The sequence below is a fragment of the Nitrospira sp. genome, from assembly GCA_015709715.1.
Lineage (GTDB): Bacteria > Nitrospirota > Nitrospiria > Nitrospirales > Nitrospiraceae > Nitrospira_A.
In genome coordinates this window covers 627,949-646,032 of sequence record CP054184.1, presented here as the reverse complement: position 1 = coordinate 646,032, position 18,084 = coordinate 627,949, and the positions used below count along the sequence as shown (strand labels likewise).

16 protein-coding genes, 1 tRNA gene and 1 pseudogene are annotated in these 18,084 nt (G+C 60.6%); 3 read left to right on the top strand and 15 right to left on the bottom strand.

The annotated features are described in order from the left end of the window. The first annotated feature begins 230 nt into the window (after positions 1-230). Positions 231-2,345, top strand: coding sequence for a S9 family peptidase (locus tag HRU82_03140; GenBank protein ID QOJ34001.1), 2,115 nt, complete (start codon positions 231-233; stop codon positions 2,343-2,345). Positions 2,346-2,716: 371 nt separating this feature from the next. Here the strand turns inward: HRU82_03140 and HRU82_03135 are convergent, their stop codons facing one another. The 6 genes from HRU82_03135 to HRU82_03110 form a co-directional block, all read right to left on the bottom strand. Continuing rightward, complete coding sequence (locus tag HRU82_03135; GenBank protein ID QOJ34000.1) at positions 2,717-3,028, bottom strand: TonB-dependent receptor plug domain-containing protein; 312 nt, start codon at positions 3,026-3,028, stop codon at positions 2,717-2,719. A 4-nt stretch (positions 3,029-3,032) separates the two neighbouring features. After that, entirely contained in the window at positions 3,033-3,362 is a 330-nt protein-coding gene (locus HRU82_03130; protein QOJ33999.1) for a hypothetical protein, read from the bottom strand. Then, a complete protein-coding gene (locus HRU82_03125; GenBank protein ID QOJ33998.1) occupies positions 3,331-3,660 on the bottom strand; it encodes a hypothetical protein in 330 nt (109 codons plus the stop codon). Before HRU82_03125 ends, HRU82_03130 begins: the two co-directional genes overlap by 32 nt. 4 nt (positions 3,661-3,664) lie before the next feature. Beyond that, positions 3,665-6,169 (bottom strand): TonB-dependent receptor, encoded by a 2,505-nt coding sequence (locus tag HRU82_03120; protein ID QOJ33997.1) that lies wholly within the window; start codon positions 6,167-6,169, stop codon positions 3,665-3,667. A gap of 104 nt (positions 6,170-6,273) precedes the next feature. Further along, positions 6,274-7,263 carry a FecR family protein gene (locus HRU82_03115; GenBank protein QOJ33996.1) on the bottom strand — a complete coding sequence of 330 codons (990 nt, stop codon included), beginning with the start codon at positions 7,261-7,263 and terminating at the stop codon, positions 6,274-6,276. 118 nt (positions 7,264-7,381) lie between these two features. Further along, positions 7,382-7,894 (bottom strand): RNA polymerase sigma factor, encoded by a 513-nt coding sequence (locus tag HRU82_03110; GenBank protein ID QOJ33995.1) that lies wholly within the window; start codon positions 7,892-7,894, stop codon positions 7,382-7,384. Positions 7,895-8,113: 219 nt separating this feature from the next. Here HRU82_03110 and HRU82_03105 point away from each other — a divergent pair, with 219 nt between their 5' ends. Beyond that, on the top strand, positions 8,114-8,632 hold the full coding sequence (locus HRU82_03105; GenBank protein ID QOJ37095.1) for a transcriptional repressor: 519 nt from the start codon (positions 8,114-8,116) through the stop codon (positions 8,630-8,632). Here the strand turns inward: HRU82_03105 and HRU82_03100 are convergent. Further along, on the bottom strand, positions 8,629-9,855 hold the full coding sequence (locus tag HRU82_03100) for a PepSY domain-containing protein (protein ID QOJ33994.1): 1,227 nt from the start codon (positions 9,853-9,855) through the stop codon (positions 8,629-8,631). The two genes, HRU82_03105 and HRU82_03100, sit on opposite strands and share 4 nt — an antisense overlap. A gap of 164 nt (positions 9,856-10,019) precedes the next feature. On the opposite strand from HRU82_03100, the gene HRU82_03095 reads away from it, so the two are divergent. Beyond that, positions 10,020-10,190, top strand: a complete 171-nt coding sequence (locus tag HRU82_03095) for a hypothetical protein (protein ID QOJ33993.1) — start codon at positions 10,020-10,022, stop codon at positions 10,188-10,190. Between the two features lie 93 nt (positions 10,191-10,283). On the opposite strand, the gene HRU82_03090 is transcribed toward HRU82_03095, so the two are convergent. From HRU82_03090 to HRU82_03055, 8 genes and pseudogenes are all read right to left on the bottom strand, one after another. Then, the gene (locus HRU82_03090) at positions 10,284-12,860 is read right to left on the bottom strand and encodes a TonB-dependent siderophore receptor (GenBank protein ID QOJ33992.1); all 2,577 of its coding nucleotides are present in this window, start codon (positions 12,858-12,860) and stop codon (positions 10,284-10,286) included. Positions 12,861-13,045: 185 nt separating this feature from the next. Then, complete coding sequence (locus HRU82_03085) at positions 13,046-14,062, bottom strand: FecR family protein (protein ID QOJ33991.1); 1,017 nt, start codon at positions 14,060-14,062, stop codon at positions 13,046-13,048. A 65-nt stretch (positions 14,063-14,127) separates the two neighbouring features. Continuing rightward, positions 14,128-14,655 (bottom strand): sigma-70 family RNA polymerase sigma factor, encoded by a 528-nt coding sequence (locus tag HRU82_03080; GenBank protein ID QOJ33990.1) that lies wholly within the window; start codon positions 14,653-14,655, stop codon positions 14,128-14,130. Positions 14,656-14,665: 10 nt separating this feature from the next. Further along, on the bottom strand, positions 14,666-15,598 hold the full coding sequence (locus HRU82_03075; GenBank protein ID QOJ33989.1) for a TonB family protein: 933 nt from the start codon (positions 15,596-15,598) through the stop codon (positions 14,666-14,668). Beyond that, positions 15,595-15,969, bottom strand: coding sequence for a helix-turn-helix transcriptional regulator (locus tag HRU82_03070; protein QOJ33988.1), 375 nt, complete (start codon positions 15,967-15,969; stop codon positions 15,595-15,597). The genes HRU82_03075 and HRU82_03070 overlap by 4 nt, the downstream gene beginning before the upstream one ends. 171 nt (positions 15,970-16,140) lie before the next feature. Further along, the gene (locus tag HRU82_03065) at positions 16,141-16,893 is read right to left on the bottom strand and encodes a zinc transporter ZupT (GenBank protein ID QOJ33987.1); all 753 of its coding nucleotides are present in this window, start codon (positions 16,891-16,893) and stop codon (positions 16,141-16,143) included. Positions 16,894-16,961: 68 nt separating this feature from the next. After that, a tRNA-Arg gene (locus HRU82_03060) sits at positions 16,962-17,037 on the bottom strand. A 724-nt stretch (positions 17,038-17,761) separates the two neighbouring features. After that, positions 17,762-17,857, bottom strand: a pseudogene (locus HRU82_03055) (DUF2497 domain-containing protein). Positions 17,858-18,084 lie beyond the last annotated feature (227 nt).

The window sequence follows — 18,084 nt, the reverse complement described above, 5'->3', positions numbered from 1 at the left end:
CGAGGGCGTCGGAATATTCCGAGTACCCTATTAACAAGACGTATGAGTGGGCCCGTCCAACACCCGAAAATGAAAAAAATCTTAACTGATTGAAAGTGTGGATGGTGCTGGTCTGTTCCGGTCTCCCTGTTGCAGGATTTGGTCGTGCGATTGACCGTTTTCTAGTCCCTTCCTACACTGGGTTTTCTCTCGCGCTCCATACTGTCTCCCCAGTCTCAGGAGGGCCTGCCATGCCGAGTCGTCCGTTTTCCGTAGCGGCCACCGATCGACGCCACTGTTGGCCGTCGACCCTTGTCCGGTCACTCCGGTCAGTGCGGGTCGTCGCGCTATCGGCCACGGTGATCATGTCGGTCGCGCTCATCGGAGGCTGCCGGACGCCTGAGCGGCAAACTTCCGACCCACTGCCGGTAGAAGTTATGGAAGATACCCCCGGTCGGATCCCCCTGAAGGTCTTTGCGTCCCTCCCGCTGGTACGCAGGATGACGTTGTCGCCCTCCGGGGCCCACATCGCCTCCATTCAAAATACTGCCGCGGGCAAGACCTATCTGGTGGTTACGACCTACGACGGCAAGGACGCTCGAAGACTCTTGGAGAGCGACAACAAGCGGTACTCGATTCGCTGGTTTGACTGGGTCAATGACGAACGGTTGGTGGTGGGCGTGGGGGCAGACGATGGGTGGAGCAATCTCCGGTGGACGGAGACGCGCCTCTTCGCCATCAATCGCGACGGGTCGAACCTCAAGACGGATCTGATCAGTCCGAGTCGCGACCATAACTCTTTTGCCAGGGGATATCTCCCGCAGTTGCAGGATAGGGTCATCGGCAAGATTCCCGGGGACAACCGATCCGTCCTGATCGCACTCGATCTCGACCACCACACCTATCCCGATGTCTACAAATTGGATGTATACACCGGCCGCCGGGAGTTGATCGAGAGGAGTACCTATGGGATGCGGTATTGGATGGCGGACCGACAGGGGGTCGTGCGGTTGGGAACGGCCGTTGAAGGGACCATCGTCCACATCTTGGTCAAACCGGTGGGACAGGATCGCTGGCAGACGTTGCGGAAGTATGACGCACTACGTGAACCGGATATCACGCCTTTGGGATTTGACGAGGATCCCAACATGCTCTTCGTCGCGCAAGCTCTGGACGGAAGAACCGCAGTCTACAGCATCGACATTTCTGACCCGCAGGTGCCGCCTACGCTCCGGGCATCCCATGCCACGTACGACATCGAGGGCGGTCTCATCTATTCGTCCTGGCTCAAACACGTTGTGGGTGTTCACAGTCGCCTAGACGAATCGGCCAGTCTCTATTGGAATCCTGATGCGAAAGCACTGCAGACCAGGGTCGATCTGGCCCTTCCTGGACGAATCAATGACATCCAGGACAGCAGTCGGAATGGTCGCCGACATATCGTCGTGTCCAGCCATGCGACCCAACCTCCTCAATGGTATCTGTACGACGAGGATCTCAACCGGCTCACGTTGATGATGGATGCGTATCCGAAGCTGGGCCCGAATGAACTGGTCGAGCCCATCCCGGTGACTCTTAAGGCCAGAGACGGCACGGTCTTGCATGGGTACGTGACTCGTCCGGCGCAGGCACGGCAGCACGCGCCGTTGATTTTGTTGCCTCACGGAGGACCGGCCAGTAGAAATGTGCTGAATTTTGATTACTGGACCCAGTTTCTCGCCAGTCGCGGCTGGGCCGTGCTGCAAGTGAACTTCAGGGGGTCCAGCGGTTACGGCAAGGAGTTTTTACAAGCGGGATTCCAGCGCTGGGGTCTCGAAATGCAGGACGATCTGACGGATGCCGCGCAATACGCGATCGAGCAGGGAATTGCCGACCCTGAACGCATCTGTATCGTGGGTGGAAGTTATGGGGGCTATGCGGCATTGATGGGAGTCGTCAAGACACAGGATTTGTACCGTTGCGCGGTGAGCTTTGCTGGAGTGTCGGACCTCCGCTCGCTACTGAAAGACAAACGGCAGTTTTTAGGGTATGAGCTGGGATCAGAGCGGCAGTTAGGCGCCTGGTGGTCCGATCGCGATCGGCTGAAGGCCACGTCTCCGGTCAATCACGCTGACAAGATACGCACCCCGCTCCTGATCGTGCACGGGGCGGAGGATCGGACCGTGCCGGTCGAACAATCCCGCGCGATGGTCGAGGCCCTGCGAGACGCAGGTTTCACCCGCCTGCGATATGTCGAACTGCCAGACGGCGATCATTACCTCAGCCGTCAAGACGACCGCGTCACGTTCTTTCGTGAAATGGAGCGGTTCCTCGCCACCCATCTCGATCAGGCCGGTGCGGAAACCGGACTTCGAAGCAGCCAGTGACGTCGTCCTAGGCTCCACACTATTCGAGCAGGACTCCTCTCAGTCACCCCGGCCGGCCATCGATGTCCGGCGGAATGTCCAACTGCAGCAATTCAGCGAGGAACGGATAGATGTAGATGTTTTTAAAGGCGGGAATAACTTCTCACGGAGGTGGGCGCGGCCATGCTGAAGTGAGGCATTGAGCTGGTCGCGCGTCTCGATGGGATCGTGCACCGCGACACCAGGATCACATAGGGCTTATTGGGCTGATCGCCGCGGTTGATACCTCCCGAGCCTCTTCGATTTGAACGATGTAGCCTGTCATGGCGATGCTCCCTTCGATGATGAATCCTCCGAACAAGGGGTCCAAGAGGGCCGCCGATCCGCACCGGTTATCGTCCCTGCACGCCGCTCACGTTGCGCAGCGCATCGCCGACGGTCAGGGCTTTTTGATCTTCGATGACAGGCCGCGTGATGACCTGCGTGGAGGACGGAATGTCTCGAATCGGAGTGTCCGGGTCTCGGGACATCGTGGAGACGCAGGTGGTCACGTAGCTGCGTTCGTAAGTCGATTGATCACAAGCCCTCTCAGCGGAAGGTTCGGATGAGGAGAATCGCCCGCCAGACGCGACTTGAGCGCAGCCTGTAAGCGCGGCGGTCACCAGTGTCATCACCGATAGGGGGATGTTGATCAGAGTCGTCATGGTATCACCATGCGTGGAGTGGGGATGCTAAGTAGACTGTCACCTCCGTCGACGCGGAGTCAAGACGCATGTCGTCACCGGGTTGAAAAAATCGGACTTGGTAGATCCCGTATCGGGGATTGTAGGATGCCCCACCGGCCGGTTCCGTCCAGCCTCTTCGTTGCGCTTCACGCTGCGCCTCAGCGATCACGGCCGCATATCCGATGGTCGGTTCAATCGGCTGGTAGAGGGGACGCGGCGTGCGGGTATCAAGTGGAGTCGGCGTGCGCGTCGTCACGGCCGCCGCCGCGGGCCGTACCAGCTCACGGCTGAGGTTCAAATAAACCGCGCTCAACGCCGGGATCAGTTTGTGCCGAGGCTTCCTTGGGTGACGAAGGAGTTTCCGGGCCGGAGCCTTGCGGCGGGTGGTCCTCGACGTAGCGATAGCCTTTCGATTGCATGCACCTGCTCAAGTTGACCCCGCCCGCCATCGTGTCTTTCTGATGTTCTACGCCGGAGAATACCTCCGCCTTGCATTGGTCCCAATCTTCCTGCGTCTGGGCGTCGGTCTTGCCCGCTTGCACCCACCGGCCTTCGGCGCAAGCGGACAGGAGCGCGAAGAGAAGACCTGTCCCGATCCAGATCAGCGGCATGGCCTTAGAACCTCAACCCGACGGTGGCCAGCACCGTTCGAGGCTCGCCGAAGAAGAACTGATTCGAACCGTTGTAGGAGGTGGCGACATACCGTTGGTCCAGCAGATTTCTGACGTTGAGCGCGATATGCATGCTCCTCGCTCCCAGCCAGTTGCCCTTCTGGAGGTCGCGGTTGTAGTAGAGGGCTGCATCGGCGCGGATGTAGCCCGGCATCTCGGTTTGATCTCCGAAGATGGAGGCGTTGCGGCCCGTGTAGGCGAAGAGTCCTCCGCCGGCGCCGAAACCTTGTAACAGCCCTTCCTGGATGTGGTAGGTCGACCAGAAGGTGAACTTGTTGTACGGCACGTTGGCCAGCCGTTTGGCGACCAACGAGGTGTCGGTATCTTTCGTCACCTCGGCATCGGTGTAGGCATAGCCGGCCAGGATATTCCATCCGGGCGTCAGTTGCGCGGTGACATCCAACTCGATGCCTTGACTGCGTTGTTCACCCGTTTGCACCGAAAACCCTTGTAGCGCGAGAGCCGGGTCGGGGTTCGGCGTGAGGAGATTTTCGCGGGTCAGGTGAAACCAGGCCAGGGTAGCCGAGACGCGGTTGTCGAAGAAGAACGTTTTCATGCCGACTTCGTACTGCGTCGACCGCTCCGGCTTGAACAACCCGCCGTCCGGATTCAACGAGGCGGCCGAACTCGGCTGAAAACCCTTGGTCCACGACGTGTAGAGGGAGACGGGCTCCACCGGCTGGTAGACGAGGCCCAATCGGGGGCTGACGGCGTGGTTGTCCGCGGTCTGTTGCGGCTCACCTACGGACTGTTGAAATTGGTGCACATAGTCGAAGCGGAGTCCGCCCAGAAATTTCAGGTTGGGGAGGATGGTCACCTGATCCTGCATGTAGACGGCGGCGGTCTTGTTATCGGCTCGGAAACTCACACGATCGCCCGTGAACGGCAGGGGAGGCAGCGAGTAATCCGGAGCGAAGAGATCCAGAGGAGGGGCACCGGCGACCGTGTAATTGGATTGGTCGGTTTTCTCCTGACGCAACTCGATGCCGGTCAAGAGGGTGTGGTCCATGTCGAGGAAACGGAAATGCCCGACCAGGTTCGTCACCATCGAATTGGCATGGCGACGGGCGACGCCTGGCTGCAGGACCTGAAACCGCTGAATGGTTCGGAAGTCCGGTTCCAAGACGCCCCCGAAGCCTGCGTACAGATTGTTTCGGTCGTCTTCCGCGATCGTGTGGCGGAAGGCATTGCGGATGGACCACTTGTCGTTGAACTGATGCGTCAGGTCATACCCGAAGCGATAGGAGGTGCGATTGAAGGTGCTGAAGTTGCCGAGGGTGGTGGCGCGATGGCGCGGGATCTCGCCGTTGGGGTTCGGCAGAAACGTCCCCTGTGCCGGCAGGCCGTACGGATCATTGCTCCAGCGGCGCAAGTAGTCCGCCTCGACCGTCAAGGTGGTGCGTGAACTCATGAGCCAGGTCACACTCGGTGCGATCGCCGCTAAATCGCGGTTCGCGTAGTCCATGAAACTGCCGGCCTTCTGCCCTGCCACGTTCAGGCGATAGAGGACTGTCTTGGCGGCATTGAGCGGGCCGGTCGCGTCGAGTTCGGAGCGGTAGAAGTGGAAATTACCCAGCGTGACGTTCGCCGAATAGGCTGCGTTCGGCAGGGGCTTGTGCGTCACGATGTTGATCACGCCTCCCGGATCTCCTTGTCCGTAGAGGACGGCGGCCGGGCCCTTCAGCACCTCCAGCCGACGAATGTTGTAGGTGTCCGACGCCGTGAACTGCGCGAAGGGGTCGAGTAGGCCGTTTCGGAAATAGCTGCGATCCGTGGCGGTGAATCCTCGGATGATCAATGAATCATAGAGGGAGGCTGCGGACTCCGTGGCATTAATGCCGGAAATGTTCTCCAAGGTGTTTTGCAAGCGGAACGTGCGCTGCTCTTCAATGACCTTGCGCGTGATGACTTGAATCGATTGCGGGACGTCGCGGATCGGCGTGTCGGTTCTGGTCGCCGTGGTGGATTCCTCGGCGACATAGGTCTGGGTGTCGTCGTCGCGGTCCCGGATATCCTTGACGACGATTTCTGGAACTTTCACCGACTTCTGTGCGGCAGGTCGAGGCGAGGTTTCGGGTACCGCTGCCGTCGCGAGACTCGGCGCTCTTGCAGCAGACATGGATTGAGGGGCGGACATCCGTTCCAGTGTGATGCTGCCGGATGTCGTGGTACGCGGGGACAGCCCCGTGTCCCGGAGTAGGATGCGCAGGGCCTCCTCGGGAGTGTACTCGCCCGAGACGCCCTGCGTCTCGACGTCACGCGTCATGGCCGCATCGTAGAGCAATTCGATCTGCGTCATGCTGGAAAATTGCAGCAAGGCGGAGGAGAGCGGCTGCGGCGCGATGGCGAAGGTCTGCGGGGATGACGCAGGCGCGTCCTGGGCTTGCGCCGTGCCGATTGGGGCCGAGGACATCATCAGCAGGCCCAAAAAGAGAAGCGGTGCGAACATATCTCATCCTTTCCGTCGTAGTACCACTGGTGGTCGAGCCGATGTGCGGCCCACTCACTACGACGGACGGACGAAGACGAAGGTCTACTGCGGCGAGAAAAAGTTTACGATTTGGCGATGCGGCTTCGGTACAGCAGGATCACGCGATCGGCGATCGTCACGATGCGGATCGGGAGGCTTTCTTCAAGAGCGGAGAAGAAGTGATCCAGTCGCTCCGTATCGAAGGAACCCGTGACCAACAGTGTGTTGAGGGACTGATCCCGCAGAAACACCAGCCGTCCGGAGCGGTAGCGGGCCACTTCATCCAGCACCTCAGGCAACGGTTGGTTCTCGAACATCAGACGATGCTGCTGCCACGCCAAGGCGCGGTTTAGGTCGGCCCGTTCCACTGCTCCGAGCCATCCACTCGGCTGATAACGAAGCTGCTCGCCCGCTTGGACGTCGATGGAAGGTTCGTGCCCCAGACGAATGCGCACGCTGTGTTCGGACACCGTGACCGTCGTGCGGTCCCTGTCCGTTCTGACATTGAAGGCGGTGCCCAATGCGCGGATGGTGCCCTGACCGACCGTCACTTCGAAGGGGCGAGCCTGGTCCGGGGCGACGGCGAAGAAGGCTTCGCCTCGATGGAGGGTGAGGCGCCGTTCCCGGTCCGTGATCACGGCCGAGAGCGAGGTATCCGTATTCAACTGAATCGTCGAACCGTCGGGCAGGGTGAGGGTGCGCTGTTCCCCCACCGCGGTGCGGTAGCCTCCGAGCGGCCAGAGGACGAGTGCCAACCACAGGCCGGCACCCGTGACGAGCAGCACGCAGGCGGCCATCGCCGTGAGACGGCGCCAGGACTGGAGGGGCTGCGTCGACTCGCGGGCCGACTCCTGAGGCAGGGACCGCTCCAGCTCACGGATATCGTCCGGGCTCAACCCATCCAACGCGCGCCAGAATCGTTCGGCCTCCCGATAGGCGGCGGGATGGGTCGGGTCTGCGGACAACCACTCAGCAAAGCGCTGGCGCTCGTCATCCGTGACGGGTCCGGTCTGCATCAGGACGAGCCAGGCGGAGGCGGTTGAAGCGACGGTGTTGGGTTCCGGTGTGCCCATCGGGTGGGTCATGGTAACGCCACAGCCACGGTCTTGTCACGTTGTCGGCTCAACCGGCTCCCCATGTAGGGGAGACGCGTCACGGGGCCTGGACATCCATTCGGGTGCGGCGGCGGCGCTAGGGATCCTCGAGGCGGCTGCGACAAAAGTCGACCGCCTTGATCATGTGCTTGACGACCGTACTTTGAGAAATCCCGAGTTGGGCCGCCACATCGGCATGGCTCATGTGGTGAAATTTGATGAGCAAAAAGACGTGGCGGCATTTCGGGGGTAACTCCTGGATGGCGAGTTTCAGGCGTGCCACCTGCTGCTTCGACCAGACGACCGTTTCGATGGAGGGACTCTGGTCTGCTTGGTCGAGCGGGCGCTCCGGGTCGTCCAGCGTCACCGTATCCCGGTGCTGCTGGCGCCGGTGGTGATCGATCAGTAAATTCGTCGCCACCCGGAAGAGGAATGCGCGCGGATTACCAAGGATTTCGCCCGGCATGTTCTGGAGCAGGCGAAGAAAGGTGTCCTGCACGAGGTCCTTGGCGGTATCGGCGCAGCCCAAGCGACGGGTGAGGAAGTGCTGCAGCTCAGGCCCGTGATCGCGAACCAAGGCTGAGAGATCGTGTTGTGTCAGTTCCGACATGGGTCCTGTTGCGTTGGTCGACAATCGGTCGGTGGTGCGGCAGATAGTAGGGGAGGCCCAATCTGAATGGGAATGTTCATTTTCCAGGTTCATTCAGCCCGGGCCATCATGCCGGGTGTGGTGTGCGGGGAGTTGTGCGTCTTATTCAATAAAGGCGGTGCGGCAGCGCGGTCGTTCCGTGATAAATCCTGGAGAACGGCTCGAATGAAAGCGATGACGATGCGGTCTCAGCCAGACGGGCGGGACCGGCGTGTGAGGGAGGGAATCGAACGGGTCCGGACGAGTTTGGGCCGTTCACGGCTGAATTGGAGCCTGCAGCGCGAACGGATCGTCCAGGCTTTTCTGCAGGAGGAGCACATCACGGTCCGCGAGCTGTATGGCCGGCTCAACCGGCAGGGCTTACGTGCGCCGTTGAACACGATCTATCGGACGATGCGGGTGTTGTGCGAGAAGGGGTTTGCGGAGGCTCGACGCTTCGGCGAGGAAACGCAATACGACAACCTCTCGGCGAAGGGAGCGCACGACCACCTGATCTGCACCGGGTGCGGCCACATCGTCGAATTCGAGGATCCGGCCATCGAACGTTTGCGGCAAGAGGTGGCTACCGATCACGGCTTTCACCTGACGGCCTGCAGGCTGGAACTCTATGGGCTCTGTGGCGCTTGTCGAGTGAAGAGCCGGCAGGTGATGGTCCGGCACGTCTCGGTTGCACAAGGACGCATCTTGCGTCGCGTCTAACTTTCCCGTCGGCGCCGATGGGCGTCTCGCTTCAACCACCACATCCGCAAGGCCGTCACATAGAGCAGCAGCGGCGTCAACCCGGCGGCGAAGATGATCCAGCGGCCGCTCAACCCGAACGCTTCGCCGTTGTGAAGAGGAAAGAGCCAGGACAACAGGGTTTCCCCGCGGGTGAACGTTCGCCAGTCCTCGACCCTTCGCACCGTGCCGCTGTATTGATCGATCCAGACCTCGGTTTGTCCTCCCGCCTGGCGCACCTCTCCTGGTTGACGGAGCCCCACGGAATAACTGTCGCGCTCGTGCTGGGGCAGGCCGAGCCACATTGGTGTGGCGTCCGGGAAGACGGTTCGGGCAACGGCGACCGCCTGCTCGGGGGGAATCCTGGGCACTCCCGCTTGCGGTTCTGACCGTGGCTGCCGTTCTGGCGATTGGTCCCGCACCGGTGAGAACCAGCGCACGACCGAGGTGACAGCGTCAGGAAACTCCAAATAAAATCCCGTCACGGCGAGGAGGGTGAGCACAAGTGCGCCGGCGAGGCCTGTCAGCTTGTGCCAGCCATAATGTCTTCTGATGAGACTCCCGCCGGATTGAAACGAGAAGGCGCGGCGCAGTTTCCCCGGGGCCGGCCACCAGAGGTAAAGTCCCGTTCCGATCGAGACGAGGAGCAGGACAGCTAGGAGGCCGACGAAGATCTCGCCCGGTCTTCCCAGCAGCAGCTCTTGGTGCAATTCATAGATGAAGGAGACGAAAAAGCTGCCCCATCGACGGTCACTCAAGGGGCGGGCGGTCGAGGGATCGACAGCGACGACATGCCAGTGCTCCTCGGGAGGGGCGGCAGCGGGATCCTTGAACCAGGCATGGAACGTGTCACGCTCGTGGAGCGGAAAGATGAGGGTGTCGGGAGGGGACCAATCCGGATGCGCGGTCCTGGCTCCCGCCACGATGTCGCTCAGGGGATGATCGCTCCCGACAGTTCGGATCAACTGCTCCGGATTCAGCCATTCATCGATGGTCTTGTAGAACACCAGGAGGCTGCCCGTCAGGCTGGTCAAGACGAACAGTGCGCCTCCGATCAGGCCTACGTACAAATGGAGGCGCAACCAGAGTTTTCTGAGAGACTTTCGAGCCGGCTGGGTTGCCACGGTTCCAACTGGTGTCGGCGGGATCGGTCGGCTGGCGGTCGGATGAGTTTGATGCGCCGGTTGAAAAGGCTGAGTGAGCATGGGCCTGGTCCCTCTATGAAGGAGACGCGTGAGGTGGTCAAAACCACACCTGCGCCTGCCGATTCCGCGTAGCCGAGGGACCGAGGGGAGAGAGGTAAGGTTTAGGCCGCGTCGTACGTCCTATATAAGAGCGAGATTCTTCGCCGCCAATAGGACAGACCTCGATGAATCAAAGTGCGACAGCCCAGGCCGATCAGGATGTCCGGTGCCTCTGCGGCCGACTCACGGCTCGGATCGAAAAGCGGGGTGTCGTTGTGAAGTGCCACCGGTGCGGCGAACTGGTGGTGATTGCTCTCGCGGACCTTAAAGCTCAACTCAAACGAGCCGAGCAATAACCCGTCGTCTGCCCTCTCCTGCTCCTCAACGGGCGAGGCGTACACCTGTGATCAGATGCGCGCCTCGCGCTGCTGTCGGTATGGCCCTCCCTCTCAGTAAAACTCGAACCTCAGGGACCCGACCGCGGTGAACGGCGCGCCGGTGTAGACGATCTCGCGGAAATTCTGCGCGCCGCTGAAATACCGATGATCGAGCAGGTTGGTGAAGTTGATCGCGGCGAGCAGGTTCGTCTTGTTGAAGACTTCCTGCTTGCGATAATAAAGCGCCGCGTCCATACGAACATATCCGGCGAGCTCAAACGGAGCTTGGCAGTTCGCCGGATCCTGACATTGGAAGATCCCGTTGCGTTTTCCCTGCGCGTACATGCCGATACCGGCCCCGAAGCCCTTCACGACGCCCTCCTGGAAGAAGTAGGTCGTCCAGAGGCTGCCTTGATGCAGCGCGCTGTTCGGTGCGCGGCTGCCTTCGGCGAAGAGCAGGTCTTTGGTCACGCGCGTGTCGATGTAGGCGTAGTTGGCGATGATGTCCCATCCCGGCAGGATCTGGCCTGAGATGTCGAACTCCGCGCCCTTGCTGCGTTGTTCGCCTGTCGCAACGGAGAAGAAGAAGCCGTTGAGCGGGTCGGCGGTCAGCACGTTTTTCTTCTTGATGTCGAAGACCGCTACGGTCGATCGCAACTTGCCGCCGAAGGCTTCGTATTTGACGCCGCCCTCATACGACTTGCCGCGTTCTGGGTCGAACAGATTGCCGCTGATGCTCCGGGAACCGGCGCTCTGCGGGGCGAAGGATTCCGTATAGTTGGCATAGAGGGTGATCGGCTTCCAGGGCTGATAGGCGATGCCGACCGACGGGCTGAAGGCCGTATCGGTCTTGGTGTTCTCGCTGCCCGTCGGCGTCAGGCCGTCGGGGCGGTTCGTGATGGTCTGGTCGAACAGGTCGAAACGCCCGCCGAAGTGCATATGGAGGTTGTCCAGTAGATCGACCTGGTCGCCGACATAGGCACCCAGAATGTTGTTCTGTTGGCTGGCGTCGCTGAATTTCGTGAGGGTCGGATTCAAGAATAACCGGTCATTGGGATTGAAAATGTTGATATAGCTGAAGGCGCCCGGCGTGGTGGTGTCGCCGCCGAAATCTCCCGAAGCCGTGGCCGAGGAATTTTCCCGGCCCAGTTCGATGCCGATGATCGTCTTATGTTTGATCGAACCGGTGAAGAAGTTGCCGTGTAATTCGTTCTGGAGATAGTGGCTCTGGACCGTCGTCGGGATTTCGTACCGCGCCAGGTTCAGGATGCCGTCGCTCTCGGCACCGACCAGGAAGTTCGATTCCAAGCTGGAATACCGGCTGCGGGCCGCCGCGGCTCTGAACGCGGTACGCCACCGGAACATATCGTTGATCTCGTGCCAGAGGGTGATGGTGGCCTTGCCCTGCTGGACTTCCATCTTCCGGTTGGGATCGCCCAAGAACCGGCTGATGGGGATGGGGGCCACGCCGTTGCCGAAGGCAATGAGGCCCCGGTCGATGGGCGATCGATCGAAGAGGTATTCACCCTCGAACCGTAACGTGGTCCGGGAGCTCATTTCCCAGCCGAACGTCGGCGCCAGGAAAATGCGCTGGCTCTTCACCCCGTCACGATAACTTTCCGCGGACTCGTACATGCCGTTGAACCGATAGGTGAGTGTCTTGCTTTCGTTGAGCGGCCCGCCGATGTCGATCTGTGGGCGATACAAGCCGTAACTGCCGACGATCATTTCCGCCGAATAATAGCGATTCTTCAGGGGCGCCTTCGTGACCTGGTTGATGACGCCACCCGGATCGGACCTTCCGTACAGGTACGAGGGAGGGCCCTTGACCACTTCGACGCTTTCGATGTTGATGATGTCCCGCTGGGTGCGCGAACTGAACGTGCTGTCGTCGCGGAAGCCGTTCTTGAACACGTTGAGTTCGGAGGCAAAGCCACGGATCATGAAGGTGCCGCCTTGTCCACCCTGGGTGCTGGATTGGGAGACGCCGCTCACGTTCCGCAGCGCTTCGCTGAAGCGGATGACCTTTTGATCGTCCAACACCTGGCGGGTCACCACCTCGACCGACCGCGGTGTGTCATGAATGGGTGCCGGAATGCGCGTGGCTGTCGAAGACTCATCCACGCTGTAGCCGCGATCCTCCACTTCCTTGATGACGACCTCGGGTACCTTCACCGGTTTGGCGCCGGATTGCACCTGGGTGTTGGGATTGGGGGGCTCAGGTGATGTCGCCTGGGCTACGGGTGACGGCGGCAGCGGCGTGACGCCGGCCGGTTCGAGGGTCATGGTGCGAGAATCAGTCAATCGATAGCTCAGACCGGTTCCGGTGAGCAGCAGCGTCAGGGCTTCTTCGGGTGTGTGACGACCGGAGACACCGTTCGTGGTCTTGCCCTCCGTCATCTCCGAGGGAACCAAGAGGCGATAGTTCGCTTGATCGGCAAATGTCGTGATGGCCGAACCCAGTGGCTGCGGCGAGATGTTGAACTCCGTCGTCTCCGTGGGCTCGCCGCTCGGCGACGCCTGCGCGAGCAGGAAGGGACGGGGCTCGTAGGTGGTGAGCCGGTTGTTGCCGGCTTCAGCCAGATTGGCAGCCGATTGAAACAAGAAGGCCGACACCGATGCGATGATGATGTGCCATGAGAACTGCATTCTTCCCCCTATCCTTGTCTCCATGAAACCGGAAATCTATAGACGAAGGCCGGACGATTCCGGACCGGCGTTCCATAGGTAAAGACGGACAGGGCCGGAAACCTTGCAATGAAAAATGCGGTTTGTGCGAAAAAAATCCTACGAAGTGATCCGGGGAGCGGATGAGCGTGCCGGGAGCGACTCGTCTAGTGGAGCAAAACCAGGTACGGACTGAGGCTGGTCTCGTGAATGCGTAGCGTGCGTTCGATCATCCGTAACGCCGTATCGGGATCTGCCAGGTCGAATACGCCGGTGACTTTCAGTGTACGCAGGGCCGGATTCAGAATGAGGATACGGCCGGAACGGTATCGATTGAGCTCCTCGACCACGGCTCCAAGGAATTGTTCCTCGAAGATCAACTTGCCCCGCTGCCACGCCAACACTTGGTTCGAATCGATCGCCTGCGGTGGACTCCACCCTCTTTCTTCGGAGTACGAGGCTTGCTGGCCCTCTTGCAGGACAATCGGCGTTCCGGTGTCAGTGGGTGACGTGGATACCTGGACGGCGTGTTCCGATACGGTCACGGTGACGGAGTGGGGATGGAGATGGACGACGAAACTGGTGCCGAGCGCGCGCGTGGTGACCTCGCCGCTCTGAACGATGAAGGGACGATCCCGGTCTGGTGTGACGCTGAAGGCGGCTTCTCCCTTGAGTAGACGGACCTCGCGCTGCTGTGCGGAGAAGGCGACATTGAGCGCTGTGTCGGTGTTCAACATCACCCGCGTCCCATCCTGGAGGATGACGACGTGCTGCTCTCCTGTGTCAGTCCGATGGTCGGCTGTGGCGAGGCGAAGGCCCATCAACAGTGGGTCGGCAGAGACCCACAGGAGCCACAGGAGCAAGCAGGCCGCAATGCTCCACATGCGTCGCCGTGACCTGTGAGGTACGCGTCGAGCCAAGGCGGTTGATACGGAAGGAGTCGAGTCGGCACCCACCGCAGGGATTCGGCCGATTGCCTCCCAAAGTGTCTCTGCTTGTTGAAACGCGAGGCGGTGCGCCGGGCTTCGTGTTTGCCAGGCCTCGCAGGCCCGACGATCCTGCTCCGAGGCGTGGCCGGAGTGGAGTTGAACCACCAGGGCAAGGGCTTCGTCGGCAAGCAAGAGGGGTGATTGTGGGGAAGTGGCGTCAGGCATCCGTCCGTCCGTCGCGCGCGTGCCGACCATGGACCCTGCTGTGGGCCCAGGCGCGCGCCTACTCTATAAGACGGATGGATGTCGCCTTTCAACAGTCAGTCCCGACCGGTGGTCTTCTCCGGGTCCAGGCGGGCACGGCAGTGTTTCAGGGCTTGGATAATGTATTTTGCGACCATACTTTCCGAAACACCCAGCTGTGCCGCGATCTCCCGATGGGTTTTCCCCTCCAATCGGTTGAGCAACAAAGCGCGCCGGCATTTGGGCGACAGTTCGCCGATGGCGTGTTCCAGCTGCACCAACCGCTGTTTGGCTTCCAGCGTGTCTTCGGCGGAGGGCGCAGGGCTGGCCGTGTTCTCAGGCGGCGGCTCCACGCTGAGCGCTTCCCGTCGAGTCCGGATCTTGCGGAGATTGTCGACGGCGAGGTTTGCCGCCACTCGGAAGAGAAACGCGCGCGGGTTCTGCACGTCGATGGTCGGGCGCATGCGCACGAGGTGCATGTAGGTGTCTTGCGTGCAATCGGCCGCCAGATCTCGGCAGCCGAGCTTGTGAGTAAAAAATCTCAGCAAATCGTCGTGATGCTGTTCGAAGGCTGAGAGGCACGGGATTGTCTGTTCATGATGCATGGGCGATATCCTATTCCAGGCGGTAGCCGATGGGGATGTGGACGACGACATACGGTTGACCGAGCGGATATTTCAACGATACCGGAGAGGTGCGTTCCAACAGCGCGATGGCATCGAGATCCAAGGTCTCGTGGCCCGAAGGCTCGACGACGGTGATGTCGCTGACGCGGCCGTCGTCATGCACATAGGCCTGCAGCAAGACGCTGCCTTGCCAGCGATGACGTTTGGCGAGCGTCGGATACCGTTTCGCCTGTTCGACTTCCTCGAACAACATGTGGGCCAACCATCCGTAATCAGCCAGGACAGCACGCGACACCACGGCGTCCCGAGATTGGGGCAGGGGGCGATTGACCAGGTGAAGGGCTTCTGGCACGGAAGGTTCCATGGCGAGGTTCGACGTATCGACGGCTTCGATGGTAGGAGGCGGCAGGTCGGCGGCAGCTGCAGTCGTGACCGGCCAGTCTGCAGACGCAGAATCCGGCGGCGCATCGGAGCCTTGGTCGGGCAGTGCCTGTTCGAGGGGCGTCGAGACCGGGTCGGGCATCGGATTGTGTGTCGAAGCCGGTTCCGAAGCCGGCTTTAGGGAGAGATGTCTCTTGGGAAGGGTGGAGAGCGTACCCTGGTCGGAAGTGACGGCTCTCTTCGCGGCGGACGCCGTCACGATACGGGCGGTATGTTTGGCTGTCGTGACGCGACGTGAGGAAGTTTCGTTGCTCAGAGGGGGCATCGGCGCTGGGGCGGTCGGCGCTTGAATCGGGGCCTCCGAGGCGAATGGCTGTTCTGCCGGTGCGCTGATCAGCGAGACTTCCCACCGAAAGGGATGCTTCCGTGGGATGACCGAGAACTCGGCCGAGAGCACGAGCGCGGCGCCGAGGCTCAATCCATGGAGCGCCAAAGAAAATGTCCAGGCGCTGATCGATGCGAGAGGACTGTGGCTGCTCATGTGGCGTCCGCTTGGCGCAGGTGCTGCCTGCGAAATTCGCTGGGAGAGCAGCCGATCGCCCGTTTGAAGAAATGGCTGAACGCAAAGGCATCGCTGAAGCCGACGGTCTCGGCGATGCCGGCAATGGTATGGCCGTCTTCCAAGAGCATGGAGGTCGCTTTGTCGATTCGGAGTTGCTTAAGGTGCTGTGAAAAGGGCAAGCCCATGTAGCGCTGGAACACGTCCGACGCATATTTTTCGGAATAACCCAAGAAGCGAGAGAGTTCCTTGAGGGTGATGCGTTCGCCGAGACGACCGGAGAGAAAAGCCTGGAGTCGGTCGGCTACAGTTAGGGTGTCATCGGTCGTTCCTGCCTGCAATTTCTGAAACATAATCCTCCCCACAAAATAGAAAAGCCCGCGATCGAATGACCGTGGGCTCTGGGAATCGAATTCCTCGGGCCTCTGCTGACTCTTTGCAGAGACTGTTTAGTTGAGTCTGGTTCTCAATATCATGTTGATCTCATACGTGTCAAGAGTCTTCTTGCCCATTCGGAACTCTCTTTAGGAGCGATGACCACCGACGAGGGTGAGGAACATGGCGGTGAGAAACATGAAGGTGATGCCCGCCCAGACCCCTCCGGCCATCGCTATTTTCCGCGAAGGGGTGTAAGTCATGGCGACGAGGACGAATACGACATACAGGAGGGAGCCGGCGGCCAACGCAAACCATACGAGGGAGAAAGCAGGCGACAGGGACAACCCGCTCAGGACGGTTCCGAGGCAGGTGGGGGCGCCGCCAAGAAAGCCCAAGACGGCTGCATCGCGGATCGATAACGGTGTCTGACCTGCCGCCCCGACGATGCCGAAGCCTTCCGTGCCGTTGTGCAAGGCGAAACCGGTTATCAGTAGCCAGCTCAGTGCCCACTCTCCGCCGGCGTAGCTGGCTCCGATCGCTAAGCCTTCACCCAAATTGTGAAAGCCCATGCCGAGGGCGATCACATAGGGGAGCGTCAGCATTCGGCTGTCGCGCCGTCCCTTTCCGAGTTGTCGCTCTTCCAGGAGGGCTAGGCCAAGGAAGCCGAGCCAGAAGCTGCCTAGGAACAGTACCCACGAAAGGGGATCACGGACCCCTGTCAACTCCACGGATTCATGCATCAAGTCAAAAAAGAGGTAGATCAGGACCCCGGTGGCCACACCGATCAAACCGCTTTCCCAGGAACGAGGAAGGGAGCGCCGGATGAGGAAGGCCAGGCCAATACCTAGGTACAGAGGAATCACGCCCGCGAGGATGCCTAAGCCGATCAGGTCGAGCATGCGGCGAGTGTAACTCTCCTCATCGTAAGGAGGGAATGATTGCTATCCGGAAAGGGAGGGAAACTCTGTGGTGCGCCCGACAGGACTTGAACCTGTAACCTTCTGATCCGTAGTCAGATGCTCTATCCATTGAGCTACGGGCGCATAGCGGAAAGGGCGGAATGAAGCAGCGCCCGTTATACAGGCTTGGGGGAAGACCGGTCAAGTCTGTCCCGCCCTTGCTTTCCTAGAATAGGCTCTTGCTCAACTCGCCGGACGGGCTGCTTTCGTTGCCGCTCGAATCGTAGGCCGTCACCACGAAGAAATAGGTGGAGCCCAATGGGAGCGTCAGCCTGGTTGAGGTGACATTACCCACGTCATACATCTGCGAGCGGGCGCCGGATGATTTGCCGACGTACACGCGATAACCGCGCAGATCCGCTTCCGTGTTGGCGTTCCACGTGACCGTCACCGTGCCTGTGCCGGTTGAAGACGGCGGTGGGGGCGGTGGCGTCGTGCTGCCGATCGGTGGGGGAGGTGGTGGTGTGGTGCCGCTGGCCAGCACCGTCAGCGAGACAGGCACCCGTAGTAGATTGGAGCCGTTCGGGCCACTCTCCGAGATATAGACCACGGCCGAATAGCTGCCGGTGTTGAGGGCGCCGGTGTTGACCGAGACGGTGATGGAGTCCACCTCGGTGGTAATGGTCTGGGTGCTGCCATAGGGGGGATTCAAGAGAATCCAGGACTGATTCGTGCTGATGCCGTAGGAGCTCTGTGTCGTGCTGGACTTTTGCAGGTTGAAGACGCCGGAGGCCATGCTCCCTTTAGGGGCAGACAGGGATAGGGCCGCGGGGAATGCCTGTAGCAGCGGCGTTAATGAGCTGCTTGGGGGCGGTGGTGGCGGAGTGGTGGACGGCGGCGGAGGCGGCGGTGTCGTTGAGGGCGGCGGTGGAGGTGGGGTCGTCGACGGTGGGGGAGGTGGTGGTGTGGTGCCGCTGGCCAGCACCGTCAGCGAGACAGGCACCCGTAGTAGATTGGAGCCGTTCGGGCCACTCTCCGAGATATAGACCACGGCCGAATAGCTGCCGGTGTTGAGGGCGCCGGTGTTGACCGAGACGGTGATGGAGTCCACCTCGGTGGTAATGGTCTGGGTGCTGCCATAGGGGGGATTCAAGAGAATCCAGGACTGATTCGTGCTGATGCCGTAGGAGC